The organism is Xanthomonas sp. NCPPB 2586, from assembly GCF_041475775.2.
In the GTDB taxonomy this organism is placed as follows: domain Bacteria; phylum Pseudomonadota; class Gammaproteobacteria; order Xanthomonadales; family Xanthomonadaceae; genus Xanthomonas; species Xanthomonas campestris.
Window position 1 is genome coordinate 4,752,495 of the sequence record NZ_CM192981.1, and the last position, 17,523, is coordinate 4,770,017.

The following is a 17,523-nucleotide window of genomic DNA, read 5'->3' on the forward strand; positions in this document are numbered from 1 at the left end:
CTCGTCCATGGCCCGATCAGTCCATCCATCCACGACGCTCAAGGCTTCCGTCATGGACGCGGTTTGACCACCCGGTATTGGCTGCGCTCGCCGCTGCGTGGCCCGCGCGCATCGACATTGGCGCACAAGCGGTCACCACATAGAACGACATCGCTGTTGGCCACCGCCTGCAGCACCTTGGCATCGAGCCGGTAGCGCGTCAGGTCCCGGCGCGCTTCGGTCAGCAGGTACACACTCGAGGCACAGGCCAGCACCGTCGCAACGATCAACCCGGCGCAGGTGATCCAGGCACGGGTGAGCCACCGCCTGCGCAGCGCTTCGTGCGCGGTTTCCACCGCCTGCAAGGCCGTGCCGGAGCGCGAGATCACCGCATCCAACCGGCGCGCGGCGGGCGCGAGACTGCTATCGAGCGCCTGCTGCCAGGCCTGCTGCAGCTGCGGCACCGCGCCGCCGACCAGGCGATTGATGTCATCGCCGTTGCGCGCAGCCAGGGCGCGCAGCGCTGCCATGTCCCGCTCCAGCGCCGCATGCTGGCGCTGGTCGCGCGCTTCGATGGTGGCAGCCAGCGTGCCCAACGCCCTGGCCAGGTCCTTCAGTTCTTCTTGGTGCATCCGTCGTCTCCGTCACCGTGCATCGCCAACGCGCATCCGCCTTGCCGCACATACCGGTGCCTACCCGCCACCGCCGCCTCCACCACCGCCGCCCCCTCCTCCGCCATCACCGCCACCGCTATCGGCCGCGGCCATCGCCGGCCCCTGGTGCATCAGGCTCATCACGCGTACCGGCCCGTGCGCCATCTGCACATCGGCCGGCTGCATGTCGGCCGGGGTCCAGGTCACCTGGTTGGTCACCGCCTCCTGCTCGCGCTGCTGCATCAACGCCTGCCCCTCCTGCAGCAGCGCTTGCCCTTCGGGCGAATACCGGATCCGCTCGGCCGCCTTGAATACCCCCGCCTCGTCGTGATTGCGCAGCGCCTGCAGCATCGCGTCGATATCCGCATCGCCGGTCCGCAGCGCCGTCGGCGCCTGCGGATCCTGCTGCGCAGCCGTGCGGCCCTGGCCCAGGACCTGGCGGGCCTGCTGTTCTTCCGCATCGATCCGCGCCTGCAGGCTCGGCACCACCGTCTCGGTCATCAGGTGGCGTTCCAGCGCCTCGTGCAGCGAGCGTTGGCCATGCACCGACAAGGTGGCCGTCTGCGCCACATTGCCAAGATTGTGCGGGGTGCTGGGCGTGAACCGGAGTTGGGTGGCAGCACCGGCGGCCAGCAGCGCACCTTCCAGCGCACCGGCGCTGGGCGCATGCGCGGTGAGGCCGGCGAGCGCATCGCCGCTGGCATCCAGGGTGCGATTCAGGCGACCGCCAACAGCGTCCAGCACCTGTTGCGGCAGCGCCGACGCGCTACGCACCTGATCCGCGGCGGCCGTTGCCATGCCCGCGGCCGTGTGCATCAAGGTCTCTGCCTGCCGCGCGCTATCTTCGCGCAGCCGCCCGGCGTGCTGCTCGGCCTGCTGGCGGTCCGCCTGGGCCTGGCGCTCCAATGCCTGGGCCTGCTCCAGCAGGGCGGCCTGTGCGGTATCGGGCAACCAGCGTGCGGCACCGCGCAGTGCGACCGCGGCGGTGTCCTGCGCCTGCGCCTGGGCCTGCAACGCCCAGCGTTGCGCGCTGGCATCCAGCTCGCCGGCAACCGCACGGCCTGCGGCCAGGCCACGGCCCAGCGTGTCGCCACCGGCTTCGAGTGCTGCGCCCGTAGCGCTACCGCCATGGCGCACGGCCGCACCCCCCATCTGCATGCCGCGCGCCGCGCCGTCGCCGGCCGCATCCAGCGCCGCATCGCCCGCCCGCCCCAGCGCGGCGCTGTGTTCGCCCAGGCCACGTCCGATCTGCGCACCGGCAGCGCCGGCCCGCAACACGCCCAACGCCGGGCCAGCCAGGTACAGGCTCTCCTGCAAGGTCAGCGCCTGCGCGCGGTCCACCAACGCGCCATCCTGGCCCTGCATCTTGGCCGGCAACACCGGCTCGATGCGGCCGGCGGCCAGCGGCAGCTGCTGCAGCAGCTGGGCGGTATCGCCCTGCGCCAGCCGGTCCACGAACGCATGCACCGCCGGCTGTGCATTCACCGGCACGTCGCGGGTCAGCGCTTGGTCGAGCAAGGCCTGCCCCTCCGGCAAGCTGCGCATCAGGGTGGCGGTGTCGCCCATCACCGCCGCCAGCTGCTGGCGCCGCGCCGCATCCAGCCGGTGGATGTTGTCCTGAATGCCGTTGTTGAGCATTTCGCCCTGAACTTGATAGGCCACGACGGTGTTGGCGGTGTCGTAGGTCGGCAACCCATTCGCCAGTGCGAATCGCTGCGCAGTTACCGGGTGCAAGCCCGCTGCATTGAAGGTGGTGGCCGGTGCGCCACTGACGGCCGAGGCAGCCGAGCCCATGCCACCACCGAGAGAATGACCGGCGATCTCGAAATCGACCCTCTGCTCTTTCAATGTCGCTGCCAACTGCATGGCACGGTCGTAGTAATCGGTCTGCATGCCGACCGACTGCGGGAAGTTGTTGGCCAGAAAATCTTCGGCACTGGTATCGCGCAGGCCATTGGCGGTCGCGACCTCTCCCGCTGAGCCTTTGTAGACCACGGTGGGCTTGTAGCCAGGTCCGAGGATCGCCGGATCTGGAATGTAGATTTCGGCGCGGAAGCCGGATTCGCGCGGCCGCAGCCGTTCAGCTAGTTCTGCATCTTTCGTAGCGTATAACTGCGGAACACTCCTCCGAAGTTGATCGAAATCTTCGCTCCCACGCATCCATCCAACAGGGGCATCACCGATCCCCTTAGCTGAGTCGTAGACATCGTCTGCCAGCGAAGCCATCTCGTGCGCATGATAAAGCTGTTGAAGCTCAGCGGCGCGCGATGCAGCCTCCGCAGTGCCACTGGCATGCAAGTCCTCCAACAGTTGCTCGCGTTGTCTGTGCAAGTCTGGCGTTTGCATGCAATCAATCCTTGTGCATGGAGGTCAAAGCAGCGGGATATCTTTTTCTTCCGTTGGGAAGTGGAACGCCTTGCGCATACTCCGATAATTTTCTGGCAATGGAGGGCGATCATATCCCCGCTTCAACAGCCATTGCTGGCACTGTCGCTGCCACTGCGGATCCTTGGAATTGCCCGGATGCCAAAAGATGGCCTCAATTATTCCAGAGTCTTTGAGATGGACAGGGTTGCCATAAGCGAACTCGATGGTTGGATCTGCACCATGCTGCAGAAGCCAGTAGACGAAGTCGAAGCCACCGCGGATTGCATAGGCGGCCGTAATGCTATTTCCCATTCCCGCAACCGCATTCACGTCCGCGCCACGCTCGACAAGAATCTTTATGTTGTCCCATTTGTTCTGCTTGATAAACGCGTGGAATAACAGGCTCTCGTTGTTCGCGTTCCGCGTATTCGGATTACCACCATGATCCAGCAGCAACTTGAGATAGATCGGGTCGTCCTGCTCGGCTGCCCAGACCATTGCATTACTGACATTGGTCTGATTTCGTCCAGGCTCCGGGGGATAGGGCTTGGCCACATTCGGATCGGCCCCATTCTCCAGCATCGCCTTCAGCCCGGTCGGGTTGTGGGTGAAGATCGGCCAGAACAACAACGGGTGGCCATCCTTGGAGAAGATCCTGTCCGGGTTCACGCCCTCCACCTTCATCAACCGCCGCACTTCCTCGGCATCGCCCTGCTCGGCCGCCAGCGCCAGCGCCAATGCCTTGGGATCGGTGAAGTTGCGCTCGGGCGCATAGCGCGATTGCGCCGCTGGCGAGCAGCCGGTGATGGCCAGCAGCACCACGCAGCAGAACCGGATGAAACAATGCGATGGCTTCACGCGCGCCTCCGTTGCGGCTGATTGCATAGGGACAGGATGGTAAGCCAGTTGGCCGCTTGCCGCGCGCGACCTGCGCTGCATTTCGTGTGCGCTGCGTCCTCTCGGCGTTGCGGTGCCGGCTGGGTGGGCGTTTGCATGCGATCAATCCTTGCGCATGGAGGTCAAAGCAGCGGAATCTCTTTTTCTTCCGAGGGTAAGTGGAACGCCTTGCGCATGCGCTTGTAGTGCTCCGGCATGGCAGGTCGCACATATCCACGCGCGAGCAGCCATTCCTGGCATTTTTTCTGCCAGCGTGGATCCTGAGGGTTTCCCGGATGCCAATATATGGAAGAAATTGTACGCGAATCCATTTTGGCTAACGGAATATCCCCGGAATACTCAATCCTCGGGTCCGCCCCGTGCTCCAACAACCAGAAAACCCGCTCAAATCCGCCGGACCCCGAGTAATTCTCCAGAATGGTTCCACCCATTCCGGCCAATGCATTAACGTCGGCTCCCTTTTTCACTAACAACTGGATGTTCGACCACTTATCCTGCTTGATAAGTGCGTGGAAAAGCAGTGTCTCGCCATTTGAATTGTAAGTATTCGGATCCCCGCCGTGATCGAGCAGCAGCTTGAGGTAAACAGAATCATCTTGCTCGGCTGCCCACACCATTGCGCGGTTCCGGTAACGTCCCTTGAACCGCGTCGTCTCCTGCAAAGGATGCAGTTGCCCAGCATTCGGATCGGCCCCATTGTCCAGCATCGCCTTCAACCCGGCCGGGCTGTGGGTGAAGATCGGCCAGAACAACAGCGGATGGCCGTCCTTGGAGAAGATCGTGTCCGGGTTCACGCCCTCCACCTTCATCAGCCGCCGCACTTCCTCGGCATCGCCCTGCTCGGCCGCCAAGGCCAGTGCCAGGGCCTTGGGGTCGCTGAAGTTGCGCTCGGGCGCATAGCGCGATTGCGCGGCAGGCGAACAGCCGGTGATGGCCAGCAGCACCACGCAGCAGAACCGGATGAAACAATGCGATGGCATCCCGCGCGCCTCCGTTGCGACGTGTCCGCTGGTTGAACGCGGTAAGGGTGACCGCTGCACCGCGCGGCCTGCCACTGATTGCCGTGGCAACGAACTGGCGAATGCAAGCGATACTGACGGACGCAGCATAGCGCAGACGGGTGGCCTGGCAAGCGCATCGCGCGCTTACTTTACTTGTATAGCCGAATCGGCAGACCGATGCGATGGCGCCCCGGTGTGCCGGCCGGCGGGTCACCGAGGCTGATAAAAGCTTGGCGAACTCTCACCACGGGACGGCGGACGATATGGGAAGGCGTGCGTGGACGCGTCATCCACGCCGCGTCCAGAAAGGCGGCACCTGTCTGGCACCAGCTTGTCAGGTTTTGGCAGTGGCTTTCAGTCAGCAGGCGCGATGCGCACGCCGAGCTGGTTGGCCACCGGGCGCTCGCGGCCCGGGATGCCGGTGTGGATGGGGCGATTGAGCGCGCGCACGTCGCCGTCCACGCGTGCGGCCAGGGTGCTGGAGCCGCCCCCATCGAGATTGATCGCCGCATGCGCGCCGAGTTCCTCGAACACGGCGGTGAGCGCGTCCAGTGTCATGCCGGCGCTGTAGCCGGGCTGGCGCCCGTCGGCCACCACCATCCACAGGGTGTGGCCGCTGCGGTCCAGGCCCACGGCGCTGCGTGGTTCGGGGCCATCGTAATAGGCGGCGCGGCTGGCTTCGCGCGGTTGGCGCTTGCCATCGAGCAACAGCAAGGGACCTGCACCCACGCCCAGCCGCGACCCGGCCGGGCAGCTGCCGCGCACGATGCGCACCGCCTCGCGTTGGCTGACGCATAGCGCCGCGTTGACGCGGGGGTCGCTGGTGGTTGCCGCCGAATCGGTGCGGCCGGCGTCGATGGCCAAGCCTTCGGCGGTAACGCCCTGGCCGGCGACCGGTACGAACGGCTTGTCCAGCAGATGGCCGCCATCGAAGGGCAGGAAGTAGTCGGCATTGATGGCCAATGCCAGCGCGCCGTCACGCACGAAGGCGGTGGTGGGCGTGGCGCGGAATTCGCCGCCGTCGCTGCGGTCGCCGGGGGTGCCGACCAGCTGCAGGCCCGGCGTGGTGAGGTCGATCTGGGCGATGTGCAGCATCACCGGCTGCGCCCCGCCGATGGCTTGCCGCCAATAACGCACCCCCGGTGCCAGCGTGAGCGGTGCGGTGGGTGCGGGCACCGGTGCGACCAGCGGCTCGATGGTGACGCGCACACGCGCCTGGGCCTGGTCCAGCACCGCCAGCACGTTGTCCAGTTGCGCCGGCGGCACGCGCAAGAGCAACCGCTGGGTGGGCGCCAGCTGCAGCACCTGCAACAACCCGGCGCAGCGCGCGCCCGTGCACGGCGTGGCATCCATCCCCACCCGCGCCGGGCCGCGCGCGTCATCGCGCACCTGCAACGCCAGGCGGTTGCCTTCGGCCGGTTTGCAGCGGCTCACCGCCGCCAGCACATCCTGCGGCCACTGGCCCCAGCAGTCGCCGCTGACCACGGTTTCGATCGGCACGAACGGCACGCTGGCACCGGGCGTGTTGGTTTCTGCACCAGCGGCAGCGCTGATCGGGGTCAGCAGTGCGCATAGCAGCGCAGCGGCACGCGACGGGTCAAAACGCATAGTCCACTCCAAGGTAATAGGCACGGCCGTTGTCGAGCTGCTCGCGCATGAGTTGTTGCTCTGCACCGATCACGCGGGTGAGCCGCGCATTGCTGAGGTTGCGGCCCTGCAGGGTGAGCCGCAGCTGCGCACTCAGGCGCCAGGCCAGCTGCGCGTCGTAGCTGGTGATGGCGTCGTAATAGCGGTCGTTGACGCGGTTGTCGGTGGCTGCGGAAATCAGCTGCGCGCCGGTGTAGTTGGCGCTGATGCGCGCACTGAACGGGCCCACGTCGTACAGCAGCGACGCATTGGCGCTGCGCCTGGGCGATTCCATCAGCCCGGGCAAGCCGCGCTGGCTGCCATCGGCCATCTGTATCTCGGCCGTGCGCGGGTCGAGCACGGTGAGGTTGAGCATCGCGCCCAGGTTGGACCAACCGCCGGGCAGAAAATCGAAGCGGCTGTCGATGGCGGTGAACTCGATGCCCTGCACCTGCGCGGTGCCGGCATTGATCGCCTGGGTGGTGGTCACCTGGTAGGTGCCGCTCAACCCGCCGGGATCGCGCTGGGTGTCGGTGCTGGTGGTGCGTACGATCTCGTCGTCGATGCGCTTGTGGAACAGCGCCACCGACAGTTGCGAGTCGCGGTCCGGGTACCACTCCAGCGACAGATCCAGGTTGTCCGAGCGGCGCGGGCGCAATTGCGGGTTGGCGATGCTGCGGTTGATGGTGAAGCCGGTGACATCCACCACCGGGCTGCTGTTCTGGCCGATGTCGCCATAGGTGGGCAAGCCAATGGTGCGGCTGCCGGCCATACGCAGCTTGAGTGCCTGGGTGATGTCCCAGGCGAAGTTCGCCGATGGCAGCAAGAAGCGGCGGTCGCTGTCGGCCGATTGCTGGACGTAGTTGCTGGTGCTGGTCAACGGCTGCGGCACCGCGCTGAGCACGGTGCGTTGCAGGTACTCGTTGCGCAGGCCCAGCGTGGCCTGGGTGCGTGCGCCATGCCAGACACCCATCGCGTAGGCGGCGCCATTGCGCTCATCGATGCGGAAATCACTGATTGCGCTGTTGCGCGCGTTGGTATTGGCCAGCACGTAGGCGCCAGGTGCAGCAGCGGCGAATGCGGCCACCTTGCCGGGGTCGACCAGCAGCAGGCAGTTGAAATCAGCGAACGGGCAGATGCGCGCGTCATCGGTACCAACAGTGGCCAGCGTCACGCGCCCGGATGGATTGCGGCGCACTTCGTCCAGGTTGTAGCGCTGTTGCAGATCGCGGTACTGCAGTCCGGTGCGCAGCCCCCAGCCTTGCGCGTCGGCATCGGCGTTCTGGCTGTAATCCAGCTTGACCGTGGTGGTGTCGGTGCTGCTCTTCTCAGTACGGGTCAGGAAGTACGACTGCGTATAGTTGGCCGGGTTGGCGTAGTACGCCGGGTCGGCCAGCGTGATGGTGGGCCGCGTGTTGCTGCCCAGCGCATAGCCAAAGCCCAGCCGCGCGGACGCGGCCGCCGCAAAGACGTCTTCGCGGGTGTCCTGCACATAGCGCCCGGTGGCGCGGTTGAGCACCAGATCCACATGGCCTTCGGGATTGAGCCGGAAGCTGCCGCCAAGCTGGGCGTAACGCAGCGTGCGGGTCTGGTCGAAACGGTTGGCATCCACCTGCGCGCTGCCCTGCGCGAACCGGCCGCTGTCGGCATCGGTCACCGCCGCATTGCCGACGCGGTTGATCCACTGCGAACGGCGCTGCTCGTCGTTGCTGTGCTCGAACACGCCGGCGCTGAGCGCAAGTTTCAGGCTGTCGCCATCGTCGTATTCCAGTTTGCCGAACGCGCTGCGGCGCTGGCGCACGTTGTCGTAGCTGAGCGGGCGAAACCGGTCTGGCGCGATCGCCAGGCCCTCGGTGTCCAGTGCCGGGGTGAGGTCCTGGCGGCGGCCGTTGGCGTAGTAGCTGTAACTGTCGATGGCGGTGTTCAACGACGACGAATCGCGGCGGAAGTAGTCCGCAGCCAACACCACGCCGAAGTGATTGTCCGGCCCGAAGGTCTGGCTGAAACTGCCTTGCACCTGCCCGGACGGCGTGCTGCCCTGCAGCTGCCGGCGGTTTTCCCAATCGGCCACATTGGCCCGCACGGTGGCGAAGCGGCCGTCGTGATCGAAGGCACTGCGCGTGCGCAACGCGGCGATGCCGCCAATGGCATTGCTGTCCATGTCGGCGTTGAAGGTCTTGTAGATATCCACCTGCTGCGCGAGCGAGGCGGGAATGACGTCCAGCGATTGCACGCGCCGGCTGGTTTCGGTGGACGGCAGCGCCACGCCGTCGATCAGCACCGTGTTGTAGTCCGGGTTGAAGCCACGCAGGCTCATGAACTGCGCTTCGCCGCGGCCGTTGTTGACCACCATCGACACGCCGGGCACGCGCTGCAGCGCCTCGCCCAGGCCGAAGTCCGGGATCGAGCCGATGTCATCGGCCGCCACGCCATCGGAGACCACCGCCGCCTCACGCTTGGCGCCAATCGCCTGGCGGATGGACAGGTGCTGGCCGGAGACCTGCACGGCATCCAGCTGCACCGGGGCGGTCTCGCCCCCGGCCGCGGCAACCACGGGTTCGGCGGCCTGCGCGCTCAGGCTGGCCGCGACACCCAGCGCCAGCAGACCGCGACGAGGGCAAAGAAAGGTGCTGAAACGTGACATGGCGCAACCAATGAGGGCGGAAGCTGCTAATTTAATAACTTACTGTGAATTAATTATTTCAGCCGCAGCGGCTATGCTTGCGCGTTGCTGCCCCGCCCTGCTCACCCATGCCGTCCTCGACCGCCTTCGCCGCGCCCGCGCACCGCCAGCCCTTCGAGGGGCTGAGCCTCAATGAGCGCGACATGCTCAACCGCCTGCGTCTGGCCGGCGTGCTGACCCGCGCCGACCTCAGCCGCGGCACCGGGCTGACCGTGCAGACCGCGGTGCGGCTGATCGAAAGCCTGCAGGCACGCGGCATGGTGCGCATGGGCGAAGGGCTGGCGCGGCCCGGCCGCGGCAAGCCGGGCATCGCGGTGTCGTTGCGCCACGGCCACGGGCACACGCTCGGGGTTTCGATTGCCACCGACGCGCTGACCCTGGCGCTGATGGACTTCGCCGGGCAGGTGCTCGGCGTGCAGGAGCTGCCGCTCACCGATCCCAGCGCCGCCGGCGTGCTGGCGCAGCTGCAGGCCGGCGATGCCGCGCTGCTGGCCAGCCTGCCGCATGCGCCCGGCCCGCGCCTGGGCATCGGCGTGGCGATGACCGGGTTCTTCACCGGCCAGGACGGGCGTATCAATCCGCCCGACCCGTTGCGTGCGCTGGGCGAGTTCGCCCTCTGCCCGTGGCTGGCCGAGGCCTGCGCGCAGCCGGTGTGGATGGACAACGACGGCAGCGTGGCCGCCGCCGGCGAGGCGATGCTCGGAGTAGGCCGGCGTCATCGCGACTTTGCCTATCTGTATCTCAGCTACGGCCTGGGCGGCGGCCTGGTGATCGATGGCCAGGTGCTACGCGGCGCGCGCGGCAACGCCGGTGAATTCGCCGGCATGTTGCCCGCACAGCGGCTGGAACGCGCCACCCTGGAATTGCTGCGCGAGCTGCTGGCCGAAGACGGCGTGGAGCTGCCGGATATCCGCGCACTGCTGGCCGCCTACGACCCGCGCTGGCCGGCGATCGAACGCTGGCTGGCGCGTAGTACCCCGGGTGTGTCGCTGATCGTCTCGGCCATCACCGCGGTGTGCGACCCGGAGGCCATCGTGTTCGGCGGCCGCCTGCCTGCAGATCTGGCACGCCGCCTGATTGCCGCGGTCCGCATCGACAACCAGCCACGCCGCGGGCAGGCGCGCCCGATGCCACTGCTGCTGCCGGCCGAAGCACCGGCCGATGCCTGCGCAATTGGTGCGGCGACATTGCCGTTGCAGACGCGCTATTTCGGTTGAGCAATTGCACCGCGGTTAGGTGCGTCATCGGCTGCACGACGACAGCAGGCATCGAAGATCTCCCACGCCAGGGTGCGTGCCTGCGCGCCCTGCTGTTCGCTCAAACCGTCGAGCAGTTCCTCCTCGCCTTGCAACGCTGTGGAAGCATCGTGCGATGACCCCGCAGGTTGGCGCGCGGCCAGGCGCCAGGCCGCGGCATACACCGGGTCAGGCGCACGCAGCAGTGGTGATGCCACCACCTGCGCCAGGCTCTCGATGGCATCGGGCTGCCCCTGCAGCGCCAGCAACTCCAGCGCACTGACGATCGAGGCCATCTCCCGCTCGTCATTGGGCGCCAGCCGTGCCTGCTGGCCGGCGGGTGTCGCGGCGGCAGTGGCTTGCATCACCTGCGCGGCACGTTGCGCCAACAGATAGCGCTGCGCGGCCAGATCGCCACGCGCCGCCGCCGTACGCAGCAGCGCGTCGACCTGTTCTGGCGGCATCGCCGTGCACAGCGCCTGCGCAGGCTGCGCGGTTGCGCCACGGGCGATCTGCGCCGTGCGTTGCTGCAGCCGCTCGGTGCAGGCAAGCGCCTGCATCGCAGTGTCGAACAGGTCGCCTGATGTTGCGTGTCGAACGGGCGCACGAGCGGCGACCTTCACCGCCGCTGGTACGGCCACGACGGCTACAGCACGGCCCGCGGAGTTCGCCGCACCGTGCATGCACCACGCCACCACCAGCGCGGCGACTGCCAACACGGCCGCCAACACCCAGCGTGATCTGCCGACGGCAGCGCGCGCAACGGGGACGGACATCTCCATCGGTTCCTGCCTTTAGCGCAGCGCCGCTTCCAACGCGGCATGATCGAACTGCAACGGGTTGGCCTGCCGCAGTCGCTCCAGCGCGGCCGTCGCCGCCTGCTCACGCAACTGCACCTCGATCTGCCCGCGTGCAGTCTCCAGCGTGGCGGGGATGCGCGCGTCCACACGGATCAGGTGATAGCCCTCTGGCCCACGCACCGGTGCCGATACGTCGCCCACGCCCAGCGCCTGGACCGGGGCAGCGAAGACATCGGCCACGTTGCGCAGGAAGATCGATGACAGCTCGCCGCCCTCTGCGGCCGTGCTGCCATCGTCGGATTCGCGCTTTGCCAGTTCCTCGAACGGCGTGCCGCTGTCCAGCTGACGCTTGAGCTGCTGTGCACGGGCCAATGCCTGCGCATCGCTCAGCGGCGTCCCACGGCGGGCATCGCCTTGTGGCTGCAGTGCCACGAACAGATGGCTCAAGCGGACTTCGTCATAGTCGTGCGGGTGCGCGTTGAATTGCGCCTGCACTTGCGCTGCATCGATGTGGGCCGTGGTGCGGGCGCGCCGCTGCATCGCGTCGGCAAGGATGGCGTCAGTGGCCTGGCGGAGCTGCACAGCGACCACCGGGTCGTCTTGCAGGTGCACCTGACGTGCCTGATCCAGCAGCAGCCGCCTGTCGGCAAACGCGCGGACAAATGCCGGGTCAGCCGCACCGGCCGGGTTGGCGCCCCGCGGCAGATCAGCCAGCGCAAGCGCGCGATATTCCGGTGCAGTAAACGCCTGCTTGCCGATCTGTAACACCGTGGTGACGCTGTGGGATACGCCGGAATCGGCGGTGGCGGCCTGCGCCGACGGCACGCCAGCAATCAGACCCAGCGCAAGCGCGCCGGACAAACAAAGGGACTGCAACATGCAAGAGATCTCCGTGATGACAGGCCCCGACGACGGGCGATGCCGGCGTCGGGGCCACTGGCCCGCATGGGCCGGGAAAGGCACCAGTTAGTCGTGCTTGTGGGCTGCCTGCAGATACCGGATCGCGGCCTTCGGATCATCAGTGGTGATCAGGCCGAAGGCCTGACTGTGGACGATGTAGTCCAGATTGCCGCGGTTGTCTGCGGTATCGCGGCCACCGGAATAGGAGAAATACAGATCCGACAGGGCGTAGCAGCAGGCGCCGCTGTTCTGATAGAACTTGCCGGCAGACGGGCCGTCCGGAATCGCCTGGAACACGCCGACACGATAACCACGCTCGCGGATGAAATCGGCATCGCTCTGCAGCAAGCCACGGAGTTGCTTGACGTTGATCTCCATCGTCTGGTTACCCGCACTCATCCATGCCGAGATCGTCTGGCGCACATTGATCTTGCCCAGCATGTTGGTCGTGAACACTGGAATGCCGACCATGCCGCTGCCATCTGCACGGTAGGCATCGCGACTGGTATACAGCGTCGCATTGACCTTGGCGGCGACGTAGCTTGCGGATGCCACGCCGAACTGGCTCTCGGCGGCCTTGCGCACCGCGCGTACCGTGGCCGCATCCTTGATGTCGAACACCATCGGGGTACGCAAGTTGTGCTGCTTGTAATAGGCGAACAGCTCATCCACGCGCGGCACGTGATAGCCAGTGGCGGTGCGGCGGTCCGGAGTCAGCAGGAATAACTGGCTGACCTCCGACCATGGGGTGACCAGAATGGATGGATTGACGCCCTGGTTGGTGATCGGGTCGTACTTCACCCCCGGATGGTGCTGCCACACAGTGGTGGTGCGGCCCAGGTTGTAGTCATGCAGCAGCACCGGCACGCCGTCACTGGTGAGCTTGACGTCAAGCTCCACGCCGTCCATGCATTGGTCGTTGGCAGTCTGCAGTGAGCCGCGCGAGTTTTCCGGCATGTCGGGGATACCGGCGTATTTGCCCCATAGGCCACGGTGCGCCAGCACAACGGTATTGGAGGAGTTGAACAGGATGCGTTGCATTTTGAGGCTAGAGCTGTCGCTGCAGGCGGCCAGCGCCAGCTGCGGCAGTGCAGTCAGCACGGCCAGTGCGCCGAGCAGGCGGCAGGCGCGGGCCAGCGGATGTGGAGCAAGGATGGTAGACATGGTCTCTGTGTCCCGGTTCGTAGGTGCAGGAAGGGCAAGGGATGGACGAGAGCCGATGGGTCGACGCAATCGGCGAACTCGCTTGCAGCGCACTCGCCAGCCGGTGGATACCGGGGAGAGGCCAAGCCGGGCGTGATCAGCGTTCGGCTTGCGGGCCAATTTAGTCACTCTCGATGACTTAATTTCTTCGCTGGTGTTGCCGTTTTCTACGACCACGCAGCAGTGGCGCGAAAAACGAAGTAGATGACGGCATCACCCGAATCGGCGCGAGATGAGGCGACGCCTGACCGCATGCAGATGCGTGCACATCGGGCATGGCGCGCCGACGTCGACGGTCAGGGGTGTGGTGGTCAGGCGCGGGACCTTCGGCATTCGATCCGTGCATCGCGTGCGCGCTTCGCAGACGGTCGGCTTCTGGAGAAGGGTTCGGCTGCGCCTTTGCACAGCCGCAGCCGCCGGTGCACGCGCAGGCGCATGAACCCATCGACGAAAGGTATCGCAGCACGCCGGTCCGTCGCTCGGTCTCATCGCCCCCAAACGCAAGACGCCGGCACAAGGCCGGCGTCTGCGTGACAGCACTCAGTGATGTGGTGGATCAGTGACCGGAGGCGCCGGACGCACCCAGGCCGGTTTCGGCACGGATCTGCTGTGCCTTGAACGCGGCGCGTTCGTTGGCCGCCTGCGGGCTGCGGTCCAGCACCGAGAACAGCCAGATACCGACGAAACCAATCGTCATCGAGAACAGCGCCGGCGAGGTGTACGGGAACGGCGCCGAACCGGCTGCGTTACCCAGCGTGTCCACCCACACCGACGGCGACAGCACCGTGAGCACCAGCGAGGAGATCAGGCCCAGGAAGCCGCCGACCACCGCACCACGCGTGGTGCAGTTCTTCCACAACAAGGACAGGATCAGCACCGGGAAGTTGGCCGAGGCGGCGATGGCGAAGGCCAGCGACACCATGAAGGCCACGTTCTGCTTCTCGAACACGATGCCCAGCAGCACGGCGATCACGCCCAGCACCAGGGTGGTGGCACGCGAGACCTTCAGCTCCGAACCCGGCGCCGGCTTGCCCTTCTTGATCACCGTGGCGTACAGGTCATGCGACACCGCCGAGGCGCCGGACAGGGTCAGGCCTGCGACCACCGCCAGGATGGTGGCAAAGGCTACCGCCGAGATGAAGCCCATGAACACGTTGCCGCCTACGGCGTTACCGACCAGCACCGCCGCCATGTTGGCCGCGCCCTTGCCGCCGTGGATGGTGCCGGTGGCGACATCGGCGAACTGCGGGTTGGTCAGCACCAGCGCGATCGCACCGAAGCCGATGATGAAGATCAGGATGTAGAAGTAGCCGATCCAGGTGGTGGCCCACAGCACCGACTTGCGTGCCTGCTTGGCATCGGGAACGGTGAAGAAGCGCATCAGGATGTGCGGCAGCCCGGCGGTACCGAACATCAGCGCCATGCCGAAGGAGATCGCCGAGATCGGGTCCTTCACAAAGCCGCCCGGCCCCATGATCGACAGGCCCGCCTTGGCTGCATCCTCAGGCGATGCACCGCCATTGGCCGCAATCGCGGTCTTCACCCGCACGCCCTCGGCAAACAACGCCTCGAAGCTGAAGTTGAAGTGCCACATGATCGCCACGGCCATGAAGGTCACGCCGGTCAGCAGCAGCACCGCCTTGATGATCTGCACCCAGGTGGTGGCGGTCATGCCGCCGAACAGCACGTAGATCATCATCAGCACGCCGACCAGGGTGACCGCCACCCAGTAGTCCAGGCCGAACAGCAACTTGATCAACGCACCGGCGCCGACCATCTGTGCAATCAGATAGAACAGCACCACCACCAGCGTGCCCGATGCGGCAAAGCTGCGGATGGCGGTCGGCGCGAAGCGGTAGCCGGCCACGTCGGCGAAGGTGTACTTGCCGAGGTTGCGCAGCCGTTCGGCCATCAGGAAGGTCAGGATGGGCCAGCCGACCAGAAAGCCGATCGCGTAGATCAGGCCGTCGTAGCCGTTGGCCATCACCGCCGCGGTGATGCCCAGGAACGAGGCCGCCGACATGAAGTCGCCCGCGATCGCCAGGCCGTTCTGGAAGCCGGTGATGCCACCGCCGGCGGTGTAGAAGTCAGCCGCCGACTTGGTCTTGGCGGCCGCCCATTTGGTGATCCACAAGGTGCCCAGCACGAAGAAGCCGAACATGCCGATCGCCACCCAGTTGGTGGGTTGCTTGTCGACCTGGCCCATGTCGCCGCCGGCGGCCAGCGCGAGGCCGGCCGGCAGCAGGCCGGCCAGAATCAGGAGAAGGCGCGAAGTCTTGCTCATTTGCGGGCTTCCTCCAGGATCTGCGCGGTCAGCTGGTCGTAGGTGTTGTTGGCACGACGCACGTAGATGGCGGTGATGATGATGGTGAACACCATCACCCCGATCGCGATCGGGATGCCGACGGAGGTCACGCCGTCGCCGATGGGTTTGGCCAGGAACGCCTTGTCGAAGGCGATCAACCCGATGTAGCCGTAGTAGGCCAGCAACATCAGCGCAGTGAGGGTCCAGCCCAGCGTGTTGCGCTGGCGCTTGAGGGCGTGGTACTTCGGATTGGCATCGATCTTGGCGATCAGTGCGTCATTCGAGACGGTCATGGTCAGTCTCCAGTGCTGCGGGGGCGGTACGGCCCCTGCCACCGCGGTGGGAGGGGCGACCGATGGGTGAAACTTAGAAGCTGTACTTGGTGGTGAACTGCAGGCGCGAGATGTCGCCGCTGTCGCCGTTTTCGGCTTCGCGGCGGCCATACATCAGCTCTGCGCCCACATCCACCTTGGGCAGTGGTGAGTAGAAGACGTTGGCGCGGATGCTCTGCTGCGACTTGCTCGCCAGCGCGCCGGTATTGGCAATGTCGTGATCGTAGTTCACGCGCGAATACATGATCGTGCTGCGCAGCTTGGCGTTGTAGTCGTGGCGCCAGGCCACCCAGCCGGCAAGCGTGCTGACGGTCTGGATCTTGCCGTCGATGTCGATCTCCACGTCCGAGCCGTTACCCAGGCCCAGATACCGCCCCAGGCCTTCGCCGTAGCTGAGCTGGTAGCGCAGATCGTTGTTGGCATTGATGATCCAGCGGCCGCCGCCGGCGATGGCGCCGCCGAAATCGGTGTCGTTGGTCAGCGCGCTACGCGTGCGGTACTGGCGCGCAATCGCCGACAGGCCGAAGGTGCCCCAGGTGCCCTTCCAGTTGTAGCGCGCGGTCAGGTCCGGCATGGCGCCGTGGTCCGAGGCCAGGATGGTGTTGCCGCCCTGGTAGGGCGTGGTCAGGGTCTCGGGGTTTTCTGCCGACACGCTGAAGGCGCCGCGGGTGTAGCGGATCTGGGTCTGGCGGCTGAACAGCGCGCCGTCGGTCGGCCCGACGATGTCGGCCGCTTCGGGCAGGATCGTGGCATCGACGAAGTTGGACCAGGTCTGGCCGGCCAGCCAGTTGTTCCAGCTCATGTAGGCGTGCCGCAAGGTGCCGCCGTACAGATTGTTGACTTGGTTGGCCAGCGCGTTGCCGAAGAAATCCAGCTCGATGAAGCCGGTGAGCTTGTCGCCGTTCTCGGTGACGGTGTCCACGCCCAGGTTGAAGCGCGAGAACTTGGCATGGAAGTCGGTGTCCGTGCTCGAGGCCTGTCCCCCGACAGGCGTCTGCGTCGGGATATACAGGTACCGCCCCACCGCGCCTTCGGGCAATGCGCCGTCGGAGGTGCGGGTGGTCATGAAGTCGGCCTTGATGAAGCCATCGAAACGAAACGTCGTCCCCGGCAACGCATTCGGCGTAATGCTGGTCAGCTGGATCGGCCGCTTGCCCGCCGGCAGTGCCGGGGCCGCAGGCGCCTGTGCCTGCGCCGCACGCACCTCGCCGACCTGGGTCTGCGTCTGGGTGATCTGGCCCTGCTGTTGCTGCTGGGCGGAGACCAGCATCTGGACCTGGCGTTCCAGATCGGCAATACGTGCTTCCAGCGCCTTTTCCTTGGAGGTCTGCGCGAACGCGACACCCGGCAGGATGGTGGCCACGAACAAAGCGGCAGCCAGCGGTTTGCGCACCAACGGTGCTTTACGGTGTTTCATGGAACCCCCTCCCCGGTGAAGGCATCGCGCATGGACGGCGACGCTAGGCGGAGCGTGCGGCAGGCCACGCTTTGCCGCCTATTCGCCTTTGGTCGTAGCTGCAATGCAGCATTTCGCAAGGCGAC

Annotated in this window: 13 protein-coding genes; 1 reads left to right on the forward strand and 12 read right to left on the reverse strand. The window is 66.1% G+C overall.

Going from position 1 to position 17,523, the window contains the following annotated elements; genetic code table 11:
- Positions 1-50 precede the first annotated feature (50 nt).
- The 6 genes from ACCQ09_RS20940 to ACCQ09_RS20965 all read right to left on the reverse strand — a co-directional run bounded on the left by ACCQ09_RS20940 (position 51) and on the right by ACCQ09_RS20965 (position 9,167).
- Positions 51-611 carry a hypothetical protein gene (locus ACCQ09_RS20940; protein WP_011039116.1) on the reverse strand — a complete coding sequence of 187 codons (561 nt, stop codon included), beginning with the start codon at positions 609-611 and terminating at the stop codon, positions 51-53.
- 60 nt (positions 612-671) lie between these two features.
- Positions 672-2,858, reverse strand: a complete 2,187-nt coding sequence (locus tag ACCQ09_RS20945) for a Tle-like phospholipase domain-containing protein (protein WP_040942411.1) — start codon at positions 2,856-2,858, stop codon at positions 672-674.
- A 144-nt stretch (positions 2,859-3,002) separates the two neighbouring features.
- On the reverse strand, positions 3,003-3,884 hold the full coding sequence (locus ACCQ09_RS20950; protein WP_197708513.1) for an ankyrin repeat domain-containing protein: 882 nt from the start codon (positions 3,882-3,884) through the stop codon (positions 3,003-3,005).
- A 134-nt stretch (positions 3,885-4,018) separates the two neighbouring features.
- Positions 4,019-4,876, reverse strand: coding sequence for an ankyrin repeat domain-containing protein (locus ACCQ09_RS20955; protein ID WP_197708514.1), 858 nt, complete (start codon positions 4,874-4,876; stop codon positions 4,019-4,021).
- Between the two features lie 375 nt (positions 4,877-5,251).
- Positions 5,252-6,505, reverse strand: a complete 1,254-nt coding sequence (locus ACCQ09_RS20960; RefSeq protein ID WP_040942066.1) for a phosphodiester glycosidase family protein — start codon at positions 6,503-6,505, stop codon at positions 5,252-5,254.
- Positions 6,495-9,167 (reverse strand): TonB-dependent receptor, encoded by a 2,673-nt coding sequence (locus ACCQ09_RS20965; RefSeq protein ID WP_228428068.1) that lies wholly within the window; start codon positions 9,165-9,167, stop codon positions 6,495-6,497. Before ACCQ09_RS20965 ends, ACCQ09_RS20960 begins: the two co-directional genes overlap by 11 nt.
- Positions 9,168-9,274: 107 nt before the next feature.
- Here ACCQ09_RS20965 and ACCQ09_RS20970 point away from each other — a divergent pair, with 107 nt between their 5' ends.
- Positions 9,275-10,423 (forward strand): ROK family transcriptional regulator, encoded by a 1,149-nt coding sequence (locus tag ACCQ09_RS20970; protein WP_014506112.1) that lies wholly within the window; start codon positions 9,275-9,277, stop codon positions 10,421-10,423.
- Here ACCQ09_RS20970 and ACCQ09_RS20975 read toward each other — a convergent pair.
- The 6 genes from ACCQ09_RS20975 to ACCQ09_RS21000 all read right to left on the reverse strand — a co-directional run bounded on the left by ACCQ09_RS20975 (position 10,411) and on the right by ACCQ09_RS21000 (position 17,398).
- On the reverse strand, positions 10,411-11,124 hold the full coding sequence (locus ACCQ09_RS20975) for a hypothetical protein (protein ID WP_372355089.1): 714 nt from the start codon (positions 11,122-11,124) through the stop codon (positions 10,411-10,413). The genes ACCQ09_RS20970 and ACCQ09_RS20975 overlap by 13 nt on opposite strands.
- Before the next feature lie 111 nt (positions 11,125-11,235).
- Positions 11,236-12,120 (reverse strand): peptidylprolyl isomerase, encoded by an 885-nt coding sequence (locus tag ACCQ09_RS20980; RefSeq protein ID WP_014506109.1) that lies wholly within the window; start codon positions 12,118-12,120, stop codon positions 11,236-11,238.
- Positions 12,121-12,207: 87 nt separating this feature from the next.
- The gene (locus ACCQ09_RS20985; RefSeq protein WP_029629077.1) at positions 12,208-13,215 is read right to left on the reverse strand and encodes a glycerophosphodiester phosphodiesterase family protein; all 1,008 of its coding nucleotides are present in this window, start codon (positions 13,213-13,215) and stop codon (positions 12,208-12,210) included.
- A gap of 685 nt (positions 13,216-13,900) precedes the next feature.
- On the reverse strand, positions 13,901-15,628 hold the full coding sequence (locus tag ACCQ09_RS20990) for a cation acetate symporter (protein WP_372386264.1): 1,728 nt from the start codon (positions 15,626-15,628) through the stop codon (positions 13,901-13,903).
- Positions 15,625-15,942 (reverse strand): DUF485 domain-containing protein, encoded by a 318-nt coding sequence (locus ACCQ09_RS20995; protein ID WP_011039127.1) that lies wholly within the window; start codon positions 15,940-15,942, stop codon positions 15,625-15,627. The genes ACCQ09_RS20990 and ACCQ09_RS20995 overlap by 4 nt, the downstream gene beginning before the upstream one ends.
- 73 nt (positions 15,943-16,015) lie before the next feature.
- Positions 16,016-17,398, reverse strand: a complete 1,383-nt coding sequence (locus ACCQ09_RS21000) for a DcaP family trimeric outer membrane transporter (RefSeq protein ID WP_012439602.1) — start codon at positions 17,396-17,398, stop codon at positions 16,016-16,018.
- Between the last annotated feature and the right edge of the window lie 125 nt (positions 17,399-17,523).